Origin of the sequence: Erwinia sp. CGal63 (assembly GCF_037026505.1) — a bacterium.
Lineage (GTDB): Bacteria > Pseudomonadota > Gammaproteobacteria > Enterobacterales > Enterobacteriaceae > Erwinia.
Genome location: NZ_JAKUMN010000002.1, coordinates 445,533 through 461,906, shown reverse-complemented (window position 1 = coordinate 461,906; position 16,374 = coordinate 445,533). Strand labels below are relative to the sequence as shown.

General features: G+C 58.5%; 8 protein-coding genes and 3 tRNA genes. 6 read left to right on the top strand and 5 right to left on the bottom strand.

The genetic code is table 11. The features are described from left to right. The 3 genes from MKZ79_RS10790 (at position 1) to MKZ79_RS10780 (ending at position 344) form a co-directional block, all read left to right on the top strand. A tRNA-Met gene (locus MKZ79_RS10790) sits at positions 1-75 on the top strand. A 57-nt stretch (positions 76-132) separates the two neighbouring features. Then, positions 133-209, top strand: a tRNA-Met gene (locus MKZ79_RS10785). Positions 210-267: 58 nt separating this feature from the next. Next, positions 268-344: transfer RNA gene (locus MKZ79_RS10780), tRNA-Met, on the top strand. A gap of 87 nt (positions 345-431) precedes the next feature. Here the strand turns inward: MKZ79_RS10780 and amiC are convergent. Continuing rightward, positions 432-1,682: an N-acetylmuramoyl-L-alanine amidase AmiC gene (amiC, locus tag MKZ79_RS10775; protein ID WP_336141957.1), complete on the bottom strand. Its 1,251-nt coding sequence runs from the start codon at positions 1,680-1,682 to the stop codon at positions 432-434. Between the two features lie 226 nt (positions 1,683-1,908). On the opposite strand from amiC, the gene argA reads away from it, so the two are divergent. From argA to MKZ79_RS10760, 3 genes are all read left to right on the top strand, one after another. Beyond that, complete coding sequence (gene argA / locus MKZ79_RS10770; protein ID WP_336141956.1) at positions 1,909-3,252, top strand: amino-acid N-acetyltransferase; 1,344 nt, start codon at positions 1,909-1,911, stop codon at positions 3,250-3,252. 415 nt (positions 3,253-3,667) lie between these two features. Then, entirely contained in the window at positions 3,668-4,105 is a 438-nt protein-coding gene (locus MKZ79_RS10765; RefSeq protein ID WP_336141955.1) for a hypothetical protein, read from the top strand. A gap of 51 nt (positions 4,106-4,156) precedes the next feature. Next, a complete protein-coding gene (locus tag MKZ79_RS10760) occupies positions 4,157-4,567 on the top strand; it encodes a hypothetical protein (protein WP_336141953.1) in 411 nt (136 codons plus the stop codon). Positions 4,568-4,629: 62 nt separating this feature from the next. On the opposite strand, the gene recD is transcribed toward MKZ79_RS10760, so the two are convergent. The 4 genes from recD to recC form a co-directional block, all read right to left on the bottom strand. Beyond that, positions 4,630-6,453: an exodeoxyribonuclease V subunit alpha gene (recD, locus tag MKZ79_RS10755; protein WP_336141951.1), complete on the bottom strand. Its 1,824-nt coding sequence runs from the start codon at positions 6,451-6,453 to the stop codon at positions 4,630-4,632. After that, complete coding sequence (gene recB / locus MKZ79_RS10750; protein WP_336141950.1) at positions 6,444-9,980, bottom strand: exodeoxyribonuclease V subunit beta; 3,537 nt, start codon at positions 9,978-9,980, stop codon at positions 6,444-6,446. The genes recD and recB overlap by 10 nt, the downstream gene beginning before the upstream one ends. Continuing rightward, positions 9,977-12,862, bottom strand: coding sequence for a pitrilysin (ptrA, locus tag MKZ79_RS10745; protein ID WP_336141948.1), 2,886 nt, complete (start codon positions 12,860-12,862; stop codon positions 9,977-9,979). Before ptrA ends, recB begins: the two co-directional genes overlap by 4 nt. A gap of 138 nt (positions 12,863-13,000) precedes the next feature. Further along, the gene (recC, locus tag MKZ79_RS10740; protein WP_336141945.1) at positions 13,001-16,369 is read right to left on the bottom strand and encodes an exodeoxyribonuclease V subunit gamma; all 3,369 of its coding nucleotides are present in this window, start codon (positions 16,367-16,369) and stop codon (positions 13,001-13,003) included. Positions 16,370-16,374: the final 5 nt, after the last annotated feature.

Genomic DNA, 16,374 nt, shown 5'->3' with positions numbered 1-16,374 from the left:
CGGGATGGAGCAGCCTGGTAGCTCGTCGGGCTCATAACCCGAAGGTCGTCGGTTCGAATCCGGCTCCCGCAACCAATTCCCTTCGGGGAAAAGCAGTAAAGCTGGCGTGATGGAAGCGTCAGTAAGTTCGGACGCGGGATGGAGCAGCCTGGTAGCTCGTCGGGCTCATAACCCGAAGGTCGTCGGTTCAAATCCGGCTCCCGCAACCATTTCTCTGAAGTGGTTGTTATAAAAAGTCTGTCGTGATGGAAGCGCCAGCAACTCGGACGCGGGATGGAGCAGCCTGGTAGCTCGTCGGGCTCATAACCCGAAGGTCGTCGGTTCGAATCCGGCTCCCGCAACCAATCAAACACCCTTTCGGGTGTTTTTTTGTATCTGGCGTTCGCCAAAATCTCTCGCCTTATTCCCGACGGCCAGCGCCGCCAGGAACGTCAACGCGGCGCCAGCGGCGCGCCATGAGCAAAGTAAGCCTTGATACCTGTCAGAATCGATTGCGCCATCTGCTGTTGGAATTTTGTCGTGCGCAGCTTGCGCTCTTCTTCCAGATTGCTGATAAAAGCCGTTTCCACCAGAATCGAAGGGATATCCGGCGCTTTCAGTACGGCAAAAGCCGCCTGCTCTACCTTGTTCTTGTGCAGATGATTAATCTTCTTTATATGCCCCAACACCTCTTTGCCAAACTTCAGGCTGTCATTTACGGTCAGGCTCTGCACCATATCGAACATGGTATGGTCAAGATAGCGATCGCCGCTCATGCTGACGCCGCCGATTAAATCCGATTCGTTCTGCGTTTGCGCCAGGTAGCGCGCGGCCGTGCTGGTAGCGCCTTTCGTCGACAGCGCAAAGACAGAGGAACCTCGCGCCGCGCGGTTGGTGAAAGCATCGGCATGAATCGAAACGAACAGATCGGCACGCAGCCTGCGCGCTTTCGCCACCCTCACCTTTAACGGAATAAAGACGTCTTCGCTGCGGGTCATATGGGCGCGCATATTGGGCTGCTTATCGATCAGCGTTTTCAGCCGGCGGGCGATTTTCAGCACCACATCCTTTTCTTTGGTTTTATGCTTGCCGATAGCGCCGGAATCTTCGCCGCCGTGACCAGGATCGATCATGATAATAATCGGCCGATCCCTGCCCGCTTTGCCGGGCAGCGGCGCGGAAGCCGGCTGGCCGCTCTCCAGCTCGCCCTTATTGTAATCCTGCAGCAGCGCCAGCAGCGGATCGTCTTCGTGATTATGGCTGCGGTTTCTGGCCGGATAGAGATCCAGCACCAGGCGGTTTTTAATATTAGCCACCGGATCGAGCGTAAAGACTTTTGGCGATACGCTCTGTTTCAGCTCCAGCACCAGCCGCACCGTATGCGGATCGAACTGCCCAACGCGAGCGTTTTTGATATAGGGATCGTCGCTGCGTACCAGGCTGCCGACATGATTAAGCGCGTGATTCAGCTGCACGCCGGAAATATCCACCACCACGCGTTCGGGATGGCTCAGCGCGAACTGTTTATATTTTAGCGGCTTACTCGATTCCAGCGTCACGCGGGAATAGGTTGATGAAGGCCAGATGCGCACGGCTACGATATGACTGCTTGCAGCCAGCCCCACTTTGCTGACGCTCAGCAGCAGCGCTGCGCCAGCTCCCTGTAAAAAGCGGCGTCGGCCGGGCGAAGGTAAATCGGTCATGCCACTCCAGTAATGAAATTGCTGTTTTGTAAAGAAAAATAAAACCAAAAAACTGCCAGTCGCCAAAACTGTAGCGAATCCTGCTGCCGGTGTCACCCCAAAAAAGCCCCAATGCGTCGCCGCGTTAAGCCGTATCAGCAAAGATGACGAAAATTGCCCCTTGCACGTTGGCGATAAAAGAATAAAAATACAATTTTAGCGAATAATAATTCATAGAGGGTTTGCCGTGAAGGAACGGAGTACCGAGCTGGTTCAGGGGTTTCGCCATACCGTGCCCTACATCAACGCCCACCGTGGTAAGACGTTTGTCATTATGCTGGGCGGCGAAGCCATCGAGCATGAGAACTTCTCAAGCATCGTCAATGATATCGGCCTGCTGCACAGTCTCGGCATCCGCCTGGTGGTGGTATACGGCGCCAGGCCGCAGATCGACGCCAATCTGGCGGAGCATCAGCTTGAGCCCGTTTATCACAAGCATACCCGCGTAACCGATGCGCAGTCGCTGGAGCTGGTCAAGCAGGCTGCAGGCCGTTTGCAGCTGGATATCACCGCGCGTTTGTCGATGAGCCTCAATAATACGCCGCTGCAGGGCGCGCATATTAACGTGGTCAGCGGCAACTTTATTATCGCGCAGCCGCTGGGCGTCGACGACGGCGTGGATTACTGCCACAGCGGTCGCATTCGCCGCATTGACGAAGAGGCGATCCACCGTCAGCTCGACAGCGGCGCTATCGTGCTGCTTGGGCCGGTTGCCGTTTCCGTTACCGGCGAGAGCTTTAACCTGACTTCGGAAGAGGTCGCTACCCAGCTGGCGATCAAGCTGAAGGCGGAAAAAATGATCGGCTTCTGCGCGGAACAGGGCGTGACCGACCATGAAGGCGCGATTATCTCCGAGCTGTTTCCGAACGAAGCGCAGCAGCGCATTGTGGAGCTGGAAGAGAGCAATGACTACCTTTCCTCTACCGTGCGCTTTTTACGCGGTGCGGTTAAAGCCTGCCGTAGCGGCGTGCGCCGCAGCCATCTGATCAGCTATCAGGAAGATGGCGCGTTACTGCAGGAGCTTTTCTCTCGCGACGGTATCGGCACGCAGATTGTTATGGAGAGCGCCGAGCAGATCCGTCGCGCCACCATCAACGATATCGGCGGCATCCTTGAGCTGATCCGCCCGCTGGAGCAGCAGGGCATTCTGGTGCGCCGCTCGCGCGAGCAGCTGGAGATTGAGATCGATAAATTCACCATTATCGAACGGGATAATCTGACTATCGGCTGTGCCGCGCTCTACCCTTTCCCGGAAGAGAAAATCGGCGAAATGGCCTGCGTCGCGGTGCATCCCGACTATCGCAGCTCGTCACGCGGCGAAGCGCTGCTGGAAAGGGTCGCGCTGCAGGCGCGGCAAATGGGACTGAAAAAGCTGTTTGTTCTGACCACGCGCAGCATTCACTGGTTTCAGGAGCGCGGCTTTACGCCGGTGGATATCGAAGAGCTGCCCGAGAGTAAAAAGCAGATGTATAACTATCAGCGCCGCTCAAAAGTGCTGATGGCCGATCTGAGCCATGCGCGAATGGCGTAGAGGTTTATCTGGCTTGCTGCTGCATCATTACAGATTGAAAAGGTGAATTGAACTCGTGGCGAACGTAGCGTAATATTTGAGCATTAATGAACTGACGATCTCGTCAACATTATTTGCAACAGGACTCAACTATGTCGCCACGTGAGCTCAAAGATAAACAGCATCAGGCTTATGCAGAGCGAATGAAAACGCTTAACAACGGTCAGCTTGCTCCTCAGCCATTGAGTGAAAAACCTCGCTTTAGCGCAAGTCGTAAGTCAACTCGTCAGGCCTGTGTCAGTTTTACTCGCTAACTATGCCATCCCTTAGGATGGCATAGTTGTGTCGCCAGAATACAGCTCATTGTCCCTTTAACCCGCATAGTTATTTATCTGTTGCCCTCTATTGCTAACGTTTTAATTAGTGGGTAAACGGTATGACGGAATTGCATATTCCTGCTTCTGCACAGGTTTATTTGTTAAATCATGAACTGATTGCTCATGCGGATGAGTTACAGGATGCTGTTATCACAGTAGGGGGCCAGGCTGTTTTTTATTGGGCATCTTATTATCAGGAGCTTTACCCGGCCGATGAACAACCAGACGAACGTGCGCTGCGATCGGTAGATATCGACTATGTTTCCAGAAAGAGTAATGTCGACAGCATTGCAAAGGCGCTCAACGTTGAGCCAAAGTTCCAGGAACCCTTTAATCCGCCTTCCATCGCGATGTTTTCTCTGATCGATCGGGATACGGCAAAAATAAAAGAGTTTGGCGGACGCCTCTTTTCTAACGCGGATGCTGAATATCGCGAAAACATTATCGATATTATAGACAGGCCGTCTGGTTTTCAACACGATGATTTTACAGGATAAAAACTGCTGTTAAATACTGAACCCTTTGAAACAAACGCTATTAAAGAGAACGTGCCGGAAAGTCATCATTTGGTCAGGGTTCTTAACCCTGTCGCCTGCATGAGATCGCGTTTTGACAACATAGCTTCAAAAATTAAATCCGACACGGAAACGGAAGTTCGTCGCATCAAAAGCCTGATGATACCAGCATTCTATTTTCTGCTGGATAAGTTCGAGTTTGAGAGTTTCCGTAATGCCAGGCGCTTTCTGGACAGTTTCATTCAGCTGACCCAACATACCTCATATCGGCGTATACAAACCCGGCAGAACATTCATCTCTATAAGATTCTTGAGCAACTTTATATTTTCCTTAGCCGTAATCGGCAGGATTATGATCTCAACAGCAGATTTATCGATTATGAACTCAATAATAAAGCCCGTGAAACACGGGCAATGTTTGAAAGATTAAAAAAACTCGACTGAGTAACGCCTCTTAATCCGGCTGAATATTTAAAAATGCTATAAAACATCTGCTTTAGTAAAGCTCAGCCCGCCAGCCGTTCAATCAGGCCGCTGCGGCGATGCGTGCGCATCTTCACCGCGCTGTTCAGCACCTGATTATCCGCATAGAGCGTCAGCCGCTCTCTGGCGCGGGTAATGGCGGTATAGACCAGCTCGCGCGTCAGCACCGGCGCAAACTGATTCGGCAGCACCAGCAGCGTGTGGTCGAACTCTGAACCCTGCGATTTATGCACGGTCATGGCATAGGCGGTTTCATGCGGCGGCAGACGGCTGGGCTGAACCGCTCTGATCGTGCCGTCAGGCAGCGGGAAGAAAACTTTCAGCGCGCCTTCGCCGTCGTTCATCGCGATGCCGATATCGCCGTTAAACAGCCCCAGCGCGCTGTCGTTGCGGGAAATCATCACCGGCCTGCCGATATACCATTTGCTGCCCGGCTGACGCTGGATAAGCCGCTGTTTTTGCAACGCGGCCTCGATGCGTTCATTCAGCCCGAAAACGCCAAACGGCCCTTCACGCAGCGCGCAGAGCAGCTGAAAGCGGCCGAATGCCTCAATCACCTGCTGGGGTTCCGCCTGCGCGGCGATCTGCTCAAGGTAGTCGCGATAGCCTGCTACGCTGGCATCCAGCAAATGCTGATACTCCTCGCTGCTGCTCAGCGTGAAGCGAGTGATATCGTTAAAATCGGCGTCGAACACTTTCTCCAGCTGGCGTACATCGCCAGCGTTGACCGCCAGCGCCAGCTGGCCGATACCGGACGAAGCGTCGAAGCGATAGCTTTTACGCAGCAGGCAAATACTGTCGCGCACGGCGGGCGCCTGGCGATCTTCTTTGCTTGCGATATCGCAGCCGGTAAGCCTCATCAGCATTTCCGCGCGCTGGCTGCTGTAGCCGGATTCCGCGCAGCGGCAGATATCCCCCAATACTGCGCCAGCCTCAACCGAGGCGAGCTGATCGCGATCGCCCAGAAAAATGACTCTGGCATGTGGCGGCAGCGCGGCGATCAGGTTGGCCATCATCGGCAGATCCACCATGGAGGCCTCATCCACGACCAGCAGATCCAGATGCAGCGGATTGCCCGCGTGATAGCGCATACGCTGGCTGCCCGGCACCGCACCGAGCAGACGATGCAGCGTGGTGGCTTCCGTAGGAAAACGCTGCTTTTCCGCCTCGCTTACTTCAAGCCGCTGCAGCGCCTTGCCCAGTGATTCGGTAAGCCGTGCGGCGGCCTTGCCGGTTGGCGCGGCCAGTCGGATGCGCAGCGAGCCGGAAGAGAGCTCCAGCAGCGTGGCGAGCAGTTTGGCTACCGTGGTGGTTTTCCCGGTGCCAGGCCCGCCGGAGATCACCGCGATTTGCCGCGTGATCGCCACTGCCGCCGCAATTTTCTGCCAGTTGTCAGGCTGCGCGCCGAAGTGTCTGTCGAGCGCGCTGCGCAGCCGCTGTTCGTCAAACTCTGAATGCGCCTCACGCACGATAAAGCGCGCCACCTCTCCTTCTGACTGCCACATACGGTGCAGGTAGAGTCGCTGCTGATGCAGCACCAGCGGCGTCGCGGTAGTGCCGTCGCCTACCGCCTGGGTGGTGGAGAGCAGATGATGCCAGTCCGGCTCGCCGACGGCCTGCCACAGCCGGGCGGCCAGCTCGGGATGGCGTCCGCCGAACAGCAGCGGCTCGCTGAGGTGCGTCAGCGGCAGGCAGACATGCCCTTCGCCCGCTTCGGCGCTGACGCAGGCGGCAGCCAGCATCAGCGCGGGATGATCGTCGCCCGCCACCATATGGGCGAACTGCACGTCCAGCGGACGCAGCAGCCGCGCTTCACAGGCGGAGAGCAGCAGTTGCGCTATAGCCATGGTTCCTCCTGAAGTTCTCCGGCAAACAGGGCGTCGAGCGAATGAACAAAAGCCGCTTCAGGACAGGTGCGAAAAATGCCGTTTTCACGCGCAGTACCGTCCACGCCACGCAAAAACAGATAGATAACGCCGCCGAAGTGGCGCTGATAGTCATAGTCCGCCAGACGATGGCGCAGATACCGATGCAGCGCCAGGGTATAGAGCTGGTATTGCAGATCGTAACGATGCGCGCGCATCGCTTCCGCCATCGCTTCCGGCGTGTAGTGTTCGCCCGACTCGCCCAGCCAGTTGGATTTGTAATCCAGCAGATAATATTTGCCCTGCCAGCAAAATACCAGATCGATAAAGCCTTTCAGCATTCCCTGCACCTGCTGGAAGTTCAGCGGCGGACAGCCAGCGGAGAGCGGATCGTAATGATGGGCCAGACGATCCAGCCTTTCCGCGCTGAGCATTTGCCTGATGGGCAGATAAAACTGCAGCTCGACCTGGCGACTCTCTGCCGGCAGCTGGCTCAGGCTGACGCCGGTTTCGTTCAGCGGCGTGGTCAGCACGTTCTCCAGCCACTGTTTTATTACCGGCAGCCAGGCCAGGTCGTGGCCCTGTCCGGCAAGCTGTTCGCTCAGCCAGGCTTCATCTACCGGCTGGGTAAAATCGAGGTTCTCGAACAGGCCGTGCAGAAAGGTGCCGGGCGCCGCGCCGCGCGGAAAAGTATGCGGCGTCAGCTGAGCGATCTGCTGGCTTTGCGCCTCGCCCGCCGCGTCCACGTCCAGCCGCGGCAGCAGCTCCAGCGTCGCAGAATGGCTATGCTGTTGCAGGCCGGAGTAACTGGTCACTCGCCACTCGTCCCGCAGCTTGCGGGCTATCGCCTTGCTGCTTAGCGCATGCAGAGCGTGCTGCTGCGGCTGCCAGGGTTCGCTTTCCGCCGCCTCTGCCAGCACGGTTTCCACCGCTTCGTTTTGCAGCTTCAGCAGCTGTTCGCGCAGCCCTGCGGCGTCGGCGGGCTCGCCCTGCTGTAGCAGCCATCCCAGCGCGCTGTGGTGCAGATCGCTGTTGCCCTCTTTCTTACGGTTGCCCTTAATCAGCGGCGCAACGCCCACGCTACAGTGATAAACAGAGCGCGTCAGCGCCACATAGAGCAGACGCAAATCTTCCGCCAGCCGCTCCTGCTCGGCCAGCTCGATGCTTTCCTCGTCGTCGCGCAGATCCAGCAGCGCCTGATAGCTTTGCCGATCGTGATAGATGCCCGTCGCCGCTTCACGGTAGTTAGCCACAAACGGCAGCCAGACCAGCGGGTATTGCAGCCCTTTCGACTTATGGATAGTGACGATCTGCACCAGATGCCGATCGCTTTCCAGCCGCAGCTGCTGGCTGGCCGACTGGCCGTTGGGCTGCGCCACTTCCTGCGCCAGCCAGCGCACCAGCGCGTGTTCGCTGTCGAGCGAGGCGGAAGCCTCCTGCAACAGCTCGCCCAGATGCAGCAGATCGGTCAGGCGCCGCTCGCCGTTTTCGGAAGCCAGCAGATTTTCCGCGATCTGTCGGTTGACCATCAGCTCGCGCAGCATTGGCAGGACGCCGCGCTTTAGCCAGCGCTGACGATAGCGATCGAACTCGTCCACCAGCGCATCCCATTTACGTTCGTCCTCGCTCAGCGCCTGCAGCGTCGGCGCATCCAGTCCGAAAATGCTGGTGGCGAGCGCGCTGCGCAGGATACGCTCCTGCTCCGGCGCCAGTACCGCCTGCAGCAGCCACAGCATTTCACGCGCTTCCTGAGTGGCGAATACGCTGTCGCGATTGGAAAGATAAACCGAAGGAATATTCAGGGCGTTAAGCGCCTCGCGCACCCGCGCCGCCTCGCTGCGGCTGCGCACCAGCACCGTCACGTCCGATGCCTGCACCGGTCGCAGCTCCTCGCCTTTGCCAATCAGCGCCGTGCCCTGCTGTCCCGCGCTCAGCCAGTGGCAGATATCGGCGGCGCACTGGCGCGCCATAAACTGCTGATACTCCGTTACGCCGACGCCTTCGCCCGGCTGTAGCCAGAAGCGCAGCGCAGGCTGCTCTTTGCCCGCGATACTAAAACTCAGCGCGGCGTTCGGCGCGGCCGGCTCCACGGTGATAAAGGGAATTTCACTGAACAGAAAGGGGTTCTGCAGGCGCGAAAAAAGCTGGTTAACGCTGTTGACCATATTCGGCGACGAACGCCAGTTGGTTTCCAGCGTATAGTGAGCGCTGACTTCTGCGCGCGCTTTCATATAGGTGAAAATATCCGCGCCGCGAAAGGCGTAGATAGCCTGTTTGGGATCGCCAATCAGCAGCAGCGCGTTGTCGGGCTGCTGGCCGTAGATGCCGCGAAAGATACGGTACTGCTGCGGATCGGTGTCCTGAAACTCATCGATCAGCGCCACCGGATAGCGCGTACGGATCGCCAGCGCCAGCGCTTCGCCGCCCGGCTGCCGCAGCGCGCTGTCAAGGCGACCCAACAGGTCGTCAAAGCCAAGCAGCGCGTTCTGACGCTTCTCTTTTTGCGTCGTCTGGCGGATCTCCTCCAGCGCGGTAGCGATCACCAGATCGCGCAGCGACAGCGGTTCGGCCAGAAAGCGGTCGATCTCAGCGAACAGCGCATGTTGCGGCGGTTCGCCTTTTTTGGTTTTTTCCTGCAGCACGCGCTGGCCGAAGCGCTCCAGCTCTTTCGGAAACAGGTAGTCCAGCGTCTCCGCCATGGCCCACTGATTGAGCTTGTCCAGCCAGTTAGGTAAGTGCTTGCTACTGTAGCTTCGCTTATCCACGCCGGACTGCGCGATCAGATCGTGCAGATTGCCGGCCGCCAGCCAGGCGGCTTTCAGCCGATCGATTTGCGCGATGATTTTGTCGTGGCGCTCGGCGAAGGTTTCCTGCAGATCCAACGGGTACTTCAGCGCCGGCGCTTCGCCGTTCAGCCACGGCTGCAGCGTGTTCAGCAGCTGCTCCGGCCCTTGCCACATCTGGGTCATTACGCGTGCTATCGGCAGCGGCAGCGGATAGCAGTAGCGCCGCCAGAAGTCGGCTGCGGCCTGGCGGCGCAGCGGAAACTCATCCTCGACCAGCTGCTGCTCGAACAACATGCCCGACTCAAAAGCGTTGAGGTTGAGCATGCGCTGGCAGAAGCCGTGAATGGTAAAGATACCGGCGTCGTCCATCTGACGCTCGGCAGCCAGCAGCTGCGCGGCCGCCTGCGACAGGTCGTCGATTTCCGTCAGCAGCTGCGCCAGCACGCCGTCGTTAGCGTAACCGCGCACGCAGGCGATACGCAGCCTGTGGATGTTTTCGCGAATACGGCCACGCAGTTCCGCCGTGGCCGCTTCGGTAAAGGTCACCACCAGGATCTCTTCGACGGAAAGCGGCCGTCCGAACGACGCTTCGCCGCCCAGACCCAGCAGCAGGCGAAGATAAAGCAGACCGATAGTAAAGGTTTTCCCCGTGCCCGCCGAGGCTTCTATCAGCCTTTCGCCTTTCAGCGGCAGCGTTAAGGGATTAAGACGCTCTACCTTCATTTATCGCTTTTTACCGGAAAAGATTGCTGCAGTTTCGAAAGTTCCTGCCAGTTGGTGAAACCCGCAGGCGCAGCGTAGTCAGCCTTGCCATGCTGGCTGCCGGAGATCTGCGACAGCAGCGTCATCCCTTGTGGTTTGATCACCGCATCGTGGAAAAACGCCGCCAGCTTCTCAGGCGTCAGCGCCTGAATGCGGGCAATCACTTTTTCCCGCGTGTCGAAGCTGTAGTTCTGACGGTTGAAATCTTTGCTGTAACGTCCGGCTTCCTCATCCAGCGTCTGCGGACGCTGTTTCAGCTCGTTGATCATCGCCGTCTGATACTGCGCGAAATCCTCTTTGCTCATTTCGCGCAGGCGTTTTTCCGCCGTTGGATAGAAGGCCTGGAAACGCTGCAGCAGATAAGCGGGCTGCTTCACGTTGCTCTGCAGCAGGAAGCCGATGCCCCACTGACGGCCAACCGGCATCTGGAAGGCAAACACCGCATAGCCCAGCTGCTCCTCGGTACGCAGCTGGTTATAGAACCACGGCTGCACGATCTGGCTGAGCATGGAGCTGCTGGCAATGCTGTCGTACTCCTCATAGCCCAGCGGCACATAGAGCGCGGCCAGCGCGGAATCGGTGCTGCTACCCGCTTTTTGCAGATTGGCCTGGGCGGGCTTATCCACCAGCAGATAATCGCTGTGCCAGTGGTTTACGCCTTCGCAGTTAAGCTGCGTTTTCAGCGAGGCCGCCAGCGCTTTAACGCTTTCCGGCGTCATATTGCCGACCACCATCAGCTCCGGCGTGGCTTTTTCCAGCAGCATGGCGCGATACGCTTTCAGATCGGCCAGCGTGATCTCCGCTACCAGCCTGCGGCGCTCGCTGCGTTGGGTGTAAGGCAGTCGCGACAGCATCTGCGCGGGCTGAATAGCCAGCTCAAACGCCTTGCCTTTTTCAGCGGCGTCCAGACGCTCCAGATACCAGGATTTCGCCTGATCCAGCTGCTGCTGCGTCGGCTGATAGCTGGCGTACTGTTTCAGCAGCGTCTGCATCAGCTCCGGCAGATGCTGGGTAAAGCCGCTGGCGTTAAAGGTCACGCCGTCGTTTTCGCTGGTGGAAAAGCTGATGCCGGCCACGGAAGCCTGCGAGTTCAGCTCATCCAGCGCCAGCCCGGCCAGGTAGTCGTTCATACCGAACAGCACCTGGTTTTTTGCCGTGCTCATCGCCTCTTTATTGCGCAGCGCCAGCGTGATATTGGCTTTAGGATCGTCGGCGTAAAAGCGGCTCGGCATATAGAACACGCGCAGATCGGGCTGATTGACCAGCGCCTGCGGGCGATCGAACTGCTGCGCCGGTTTAATCAGGGTGAAGTCATCCGGGATATAGGGATTGAGCACGGGCAGCGCCAGCGAAATTTTGTCGCTCTCCGCCTGCCAGGCCGCGAAGCGCTCCGGCGTGATGCGATCCACCTGATAAGGCGCTTCAACAAAATAGGCCATCTTGTTATGCGGCTCGTCAGGGCTGATAAACCAGATGCGTGCGTTCTGTGGCGTCATTCCGTCCAGACGCGCTTTGATAGCCTGAGGATCGTAGTCATCGGCAACATACGGCGCGACCAGCGTGTCGGCTACCGGCACACGCAGCATGGTGTCGACCAGCCATTCGATATAGTCCATATCGCGCGTAATCGAAGGATAGCGGAAGTCGAGATCCAGCACGCGCGCCATCTCATCAAAATAGCGCTTGTCGACGCCCTCGCCGCGCAGCTTGTTCAGATAGCTGAAGATGGCGGCGATCACCTGATCACGGTTCGCCTGGCCTTTATCGGTCAGCGAGACGGAGATAGAGAAAACGCCGCCGTTACGGTCGATAACCGGATCGGCGCCCGCGTTGATCGAGTCGGCCAGGCCATTGCTCTGCAGCCAGTCCGACAGCGTATTTTTGCTGCGGTTGCCGATCATATAGCCGATCAGCGTATCGGTTTTGCTGCGGAATTTATCGCTGTTGTTGTCGATGCGAAACTCAATCCGCACCTGCTTGCGCGGCTGAGCCGGCACGTAGTGAATGATGATACCTTTCTGCTGGTCGGTGACTACCGGCACGGTAATCGCTGGCACGGCGGCATCGCGGTTCTCCACCCGGCCAAAGGTCGCGGCGGCGATTTTTTGCAGCTCCGGCAGCGGCTTGTTGCTGTAGATCACCGCCTTCATCAGGTTGGCGGAGTAGTAACGCTGGTAAAAATCTTTCAGCGCATCATGCAGCTTGCTGTCCGGTTTGTCTTTCAGCGTCTCCAGATTACCGCCGGAGAAGAGCGAGCTGGGGTGGTCAGGATTCAGCGTCTCCGCGCCCACCTGCGCCATACGCAGCCCGTCGCGCGAGCGCGCCATCGTCAGCTCGGCGTTAACGGCGTGACGTTCGCGATCGGCATTGATCGGGTCCAGCAGCGGCTCGGCGATAGCGTCCGCCAGCCTGTCTACCGCCGGTTCCAGCGCGTCGTTTTCCACTTCAAGATAAAAAGCGGTGCGGTAAGAGGCCGTGCTGGCGTTATGACTGCCGCCGTGTTTTTTCAGAAACTCCGCCAGGTTATCCGGCTGCGGATAGCGCTTCGAACCCATCAGCAACATATGTTCCAGATAGTGCGCCAGGCCCTGCTGGTTGCGCGGATTGTCCAGCGAGCCGATCGGCAAGGTCAGCGCCGACAGCGATTTGGTCGCCTGCGAATCGGAAACCAGCAGCACCGTCATGCCGTTGTCGAGTTTGATCGCCTGATACTGACGCGGATCCTTCTCGCTCTTCAGGATTTTATCGGTTATCGGCTGCCAGCCAGACTGTGCCTGAGCCAGCGGGCCCCAGACGGAAAAAAGCAGGAACAGCGTGGTGAACCAGACTGCATAACGACGCATTCAAACTCCTCAACGATCTAACTTATCCGCGCACGGGCCGAAGCCGCCGCAGCTTACCCTCAATACTCCGCTACGCCCAAAGGCGGAACGAACGGAAACATAGCCGGATTTGGTTATAAAGTAACACTACAGGACATCTCACTTAATGTCATTCATCCGCAGCAGCGGCAGCAGCCAGGCTTCGGCCTGCTGCATGATTTGCTGCAGCGTGGCCTCGTCCAGCGTGCGGAACAGCCGTGCCAGGTAGGGGTCGCTGCCTTCGCCTTCCATCTGCATATTCCCCTGCCAGGCCTGCAGCAGCTTGTTGCGCGCTTTCGCCTGGGTCGCCTCGTCACGGGCGATCTCCGCTGTTTTGTCGTCGTAGCTGGCTTCCAGCCAGGCGCCGCCCGTTTTAGGCAGCAGCAGCAGCGGCGCGCACATGCCCTCTTTATAACCGGCGATATAGCGTTCCAGCCAGCCGCTGGCCTCGCTGGCGGAGAGCGGCGGGAACCACCAGCGGCTCTCTTTGCGGCCATACATGCGGCTGGCGCCGCTGCCGCCCAGCACGCAGTAGACCAGATGCTCCAGCCACAGCGTCAGGCCGTCGGTAAAGTTGAGATGACCAGGCCGCCAGCGCAACAGGCCGTCATCCTGCACGGCAGGCAGCCAGCCGCTAAGCTGAAGGCCGCCGACCTGCAGGTTGATCTCCCGGCTTACGGCCTCCATGCGCTGCTCGCGCACCACGCCGGCCAGGTCGGCCATATCCGCCAGCTGCTCCTGCCAGAAGAGCTCTCCCCAGGCGCCATACGGCAAATTGCCCGCCGCGCGATGGCGCTCGAAAAGCGGCTCGCCCGGTTCGCCCTCAATCAGCGTATTCAGCAGTTGGGTGTTGAGCTGGTAGCGGCTGAGGTTATCCAGGATAAAAGGTTCGGCGTCCGGCAGCTCCATATCTTCCGCGCTGAAGCTGACCCCCAGCCGCTGGCTGAAAAAGGCGCGTACCGGATGACGCCAGAAACGCAGCAGCTGATCGAAATTCAGCTCCGTTATGTTGGCGTCGGGCAGCGGCTGCATAAATGGCGGGTGCGGCACGCCGCTCGCTTTTGCCGCCGGTAGCCACTCCGCCGCATAGCTCTGGTAGCGCGCCTGAGGCAAAAAGTTTTCCGCCGCGAACGGCATTCGGCTGTGCAGATGGTGCAGATGCGCGACGACCCGCGCCGCGCTGGTGTCCACATCGCTTTGCCTGTCTTCCGGCAGACAGTAGCTCTGCCCGATATAGTCCACCAGTTCACTGACCAGCACCGAAGGAAAACGTTCTGAATTATCCTGAATGGTGCGGCCGATATAGCTGATATAGAGCTGCTGCTGGGCGGAGTTGATCGCTTCCAGAAACAGGTAGCGATCGTCATCGCGACGGCTGCGGTCGCCTTTTTTCGGCTGCTGGCTCATCAGATCGAAGCCCGGCGGCGGCAGCGTACGCGGATAGACGCCGTCGTTCATGCCCAGCAGGCAGACCACCTTAAAAGGAATAGAGCGCATCGGCATCAGCGTACAGAAGTTGATCGGCCCGGCCAGGAAGCGCTGGCTAATCCGCTCCTGATCCAGCGCTGAACGCAGCTCGTCGCGCAGCAGCGACACCGGGATCGCCTGCCCGTACTCCGCCTGAATGCCATAGCCGATTGCCTGCTGCCACTGCTCCTCTATCAGCGCCAGCGCCGCTTCCGCCTCGGCGTCGCCGGCGAAGAAGTCGCCAAGCAGCTCGCGGCACATCGGCAGCCACTCCTGCAGCGTTTTTGGCGCGCTCAGCCGCTCGCGCCAGCGACGCAGCTGCATCAGCAGCTCCGCCAGATGACCAACAAGCTCGGCGATTAGGCCGCTGGATTCGTCATAGGGCAGCACGCCCTGCCAGTGACCGATATCGCTGTGCATGGCGTAGCCCAGCAGCATTCGCGTCAGCCCGAATTGCCAGGTGTGCTGGCCGGTAGGCGGCAGATCCAGCTCGCGCACCGTGTCGTCGTCCAGCCCCCAGCGAATGCCGCACTCGCCGACCCAGTGCCGCAGCCGCCGCAGCCCTTCTTCATCGATGGCGAAACGGCTGGCTACCGCCGGCACTTCCAGCAGCGCCAGCACGCTTTCAGAGGTAAAGCGGCTGTCGGGCAGGCTTAGCAGCGAGATAAAGGCCTGCAAAGCAGGATGTGCCTGACTGGCGCGCCGGTCGGAGATGGCAAAAGGCAGCCAGCGTTCTGCGGGCGCATTGCCGAAAACCGCCTGAATAAAAGGCGTATAGGCATCGATATCCGCCACCATAACGATGATATCCCGTGGCGAAAGCTGCGGATCTTCCGCCATGATCGCCAGCAGCCTGTCCTGCAGCACTTCCACTTCGCGCTGCGGACTGTGGCAGAGGTGAAAAGTCACCGACTGGTCGTCCGGATCCAGTACCCGTTTGTCGCTGCTGGTTTCCCACTCTTCCCGCTGCAGCCCGATAACGGCGTTGTCTTCCAGCTCCAGCAGATCGCGCTGCAGCGTGTGCAGCAGCGTGGTCGGTTCGATATCGACAAAAGCGTCAATCTCGCGGCACTCCATTTGCGCCAGCAGAAACAGGTTGTCGCGTCCGAGCTTGCCCCAGGAAGCCAGCAGCGGATTGCTCAGCTGCTGCTCGCCCGCTTCGTTAAACAGGCTGGCGGCGTTTTCATCGCGAAACAGCGCGCTTTCACGCTGCTGGTTATAGCGTTCCCGACGGCGGCTTTGCAGCTTAGCCAGGAAGGCGTAATCCTGAATATCGCCCCAGTAGTGACGGCAGGGATTGGTAAACAGCAGATGAATATCGATATGTTTGCCGAGCGCCTGCAGCGCCTGCAGATAAACCGGCGGCAGCGCGGAGATGCCGCAGATAAAAACGCGATCGGGCAGGCCTGGCGGTCTGCTGTCGCTTTTTTCCAGCGTGGAGATAAACCGCGCGTACAGATTGGCGCGATGCCATTCGGAATGCCCCAGTTTACGGTTCCAGGCCACCAGCTCCGCCCACAGCGGCGCCTGCCACTGCTGCGCTTCGCCCAGCCCTTCTATCTGGTGCCCTTTTTCCCAACTGTTAAGCCATTCCGAGCGGAACACCAGATACTGGTCATAGAGATCGGCGATGCGCGAAGCCAGCTGAAACAGCTTGCGCCTGTCCTCGTCATCGGAAAGATAGTGTTTCAGCATGGCAAATTCGGGACGCGGCAGCAGATCGGGCAGTATGGTCATCAGCTTCCAGCTCATGCTGGCCTTGCTGAAGGCGCTCTCTTTTGGGATACCGGGCAATACGCGGACAAACATATCCCAGATAAAGGAAGCGGGCAGCGGAAACGCGATATTGGCGGCAATGCCGAACTGTTCAGCCAGCGACATCTGCAGCCATTGCGCCATACCGGGACTCTGCACCAGCACCACTTCCGACTGGAAGGGATCGCGCAGCGGCTGGTTTTCGATATGAAAAGCCGCCAGCGTTTTTAAAAGATCCAGCTGATTTGAGTGGTAAACGGTAAACATGCCTG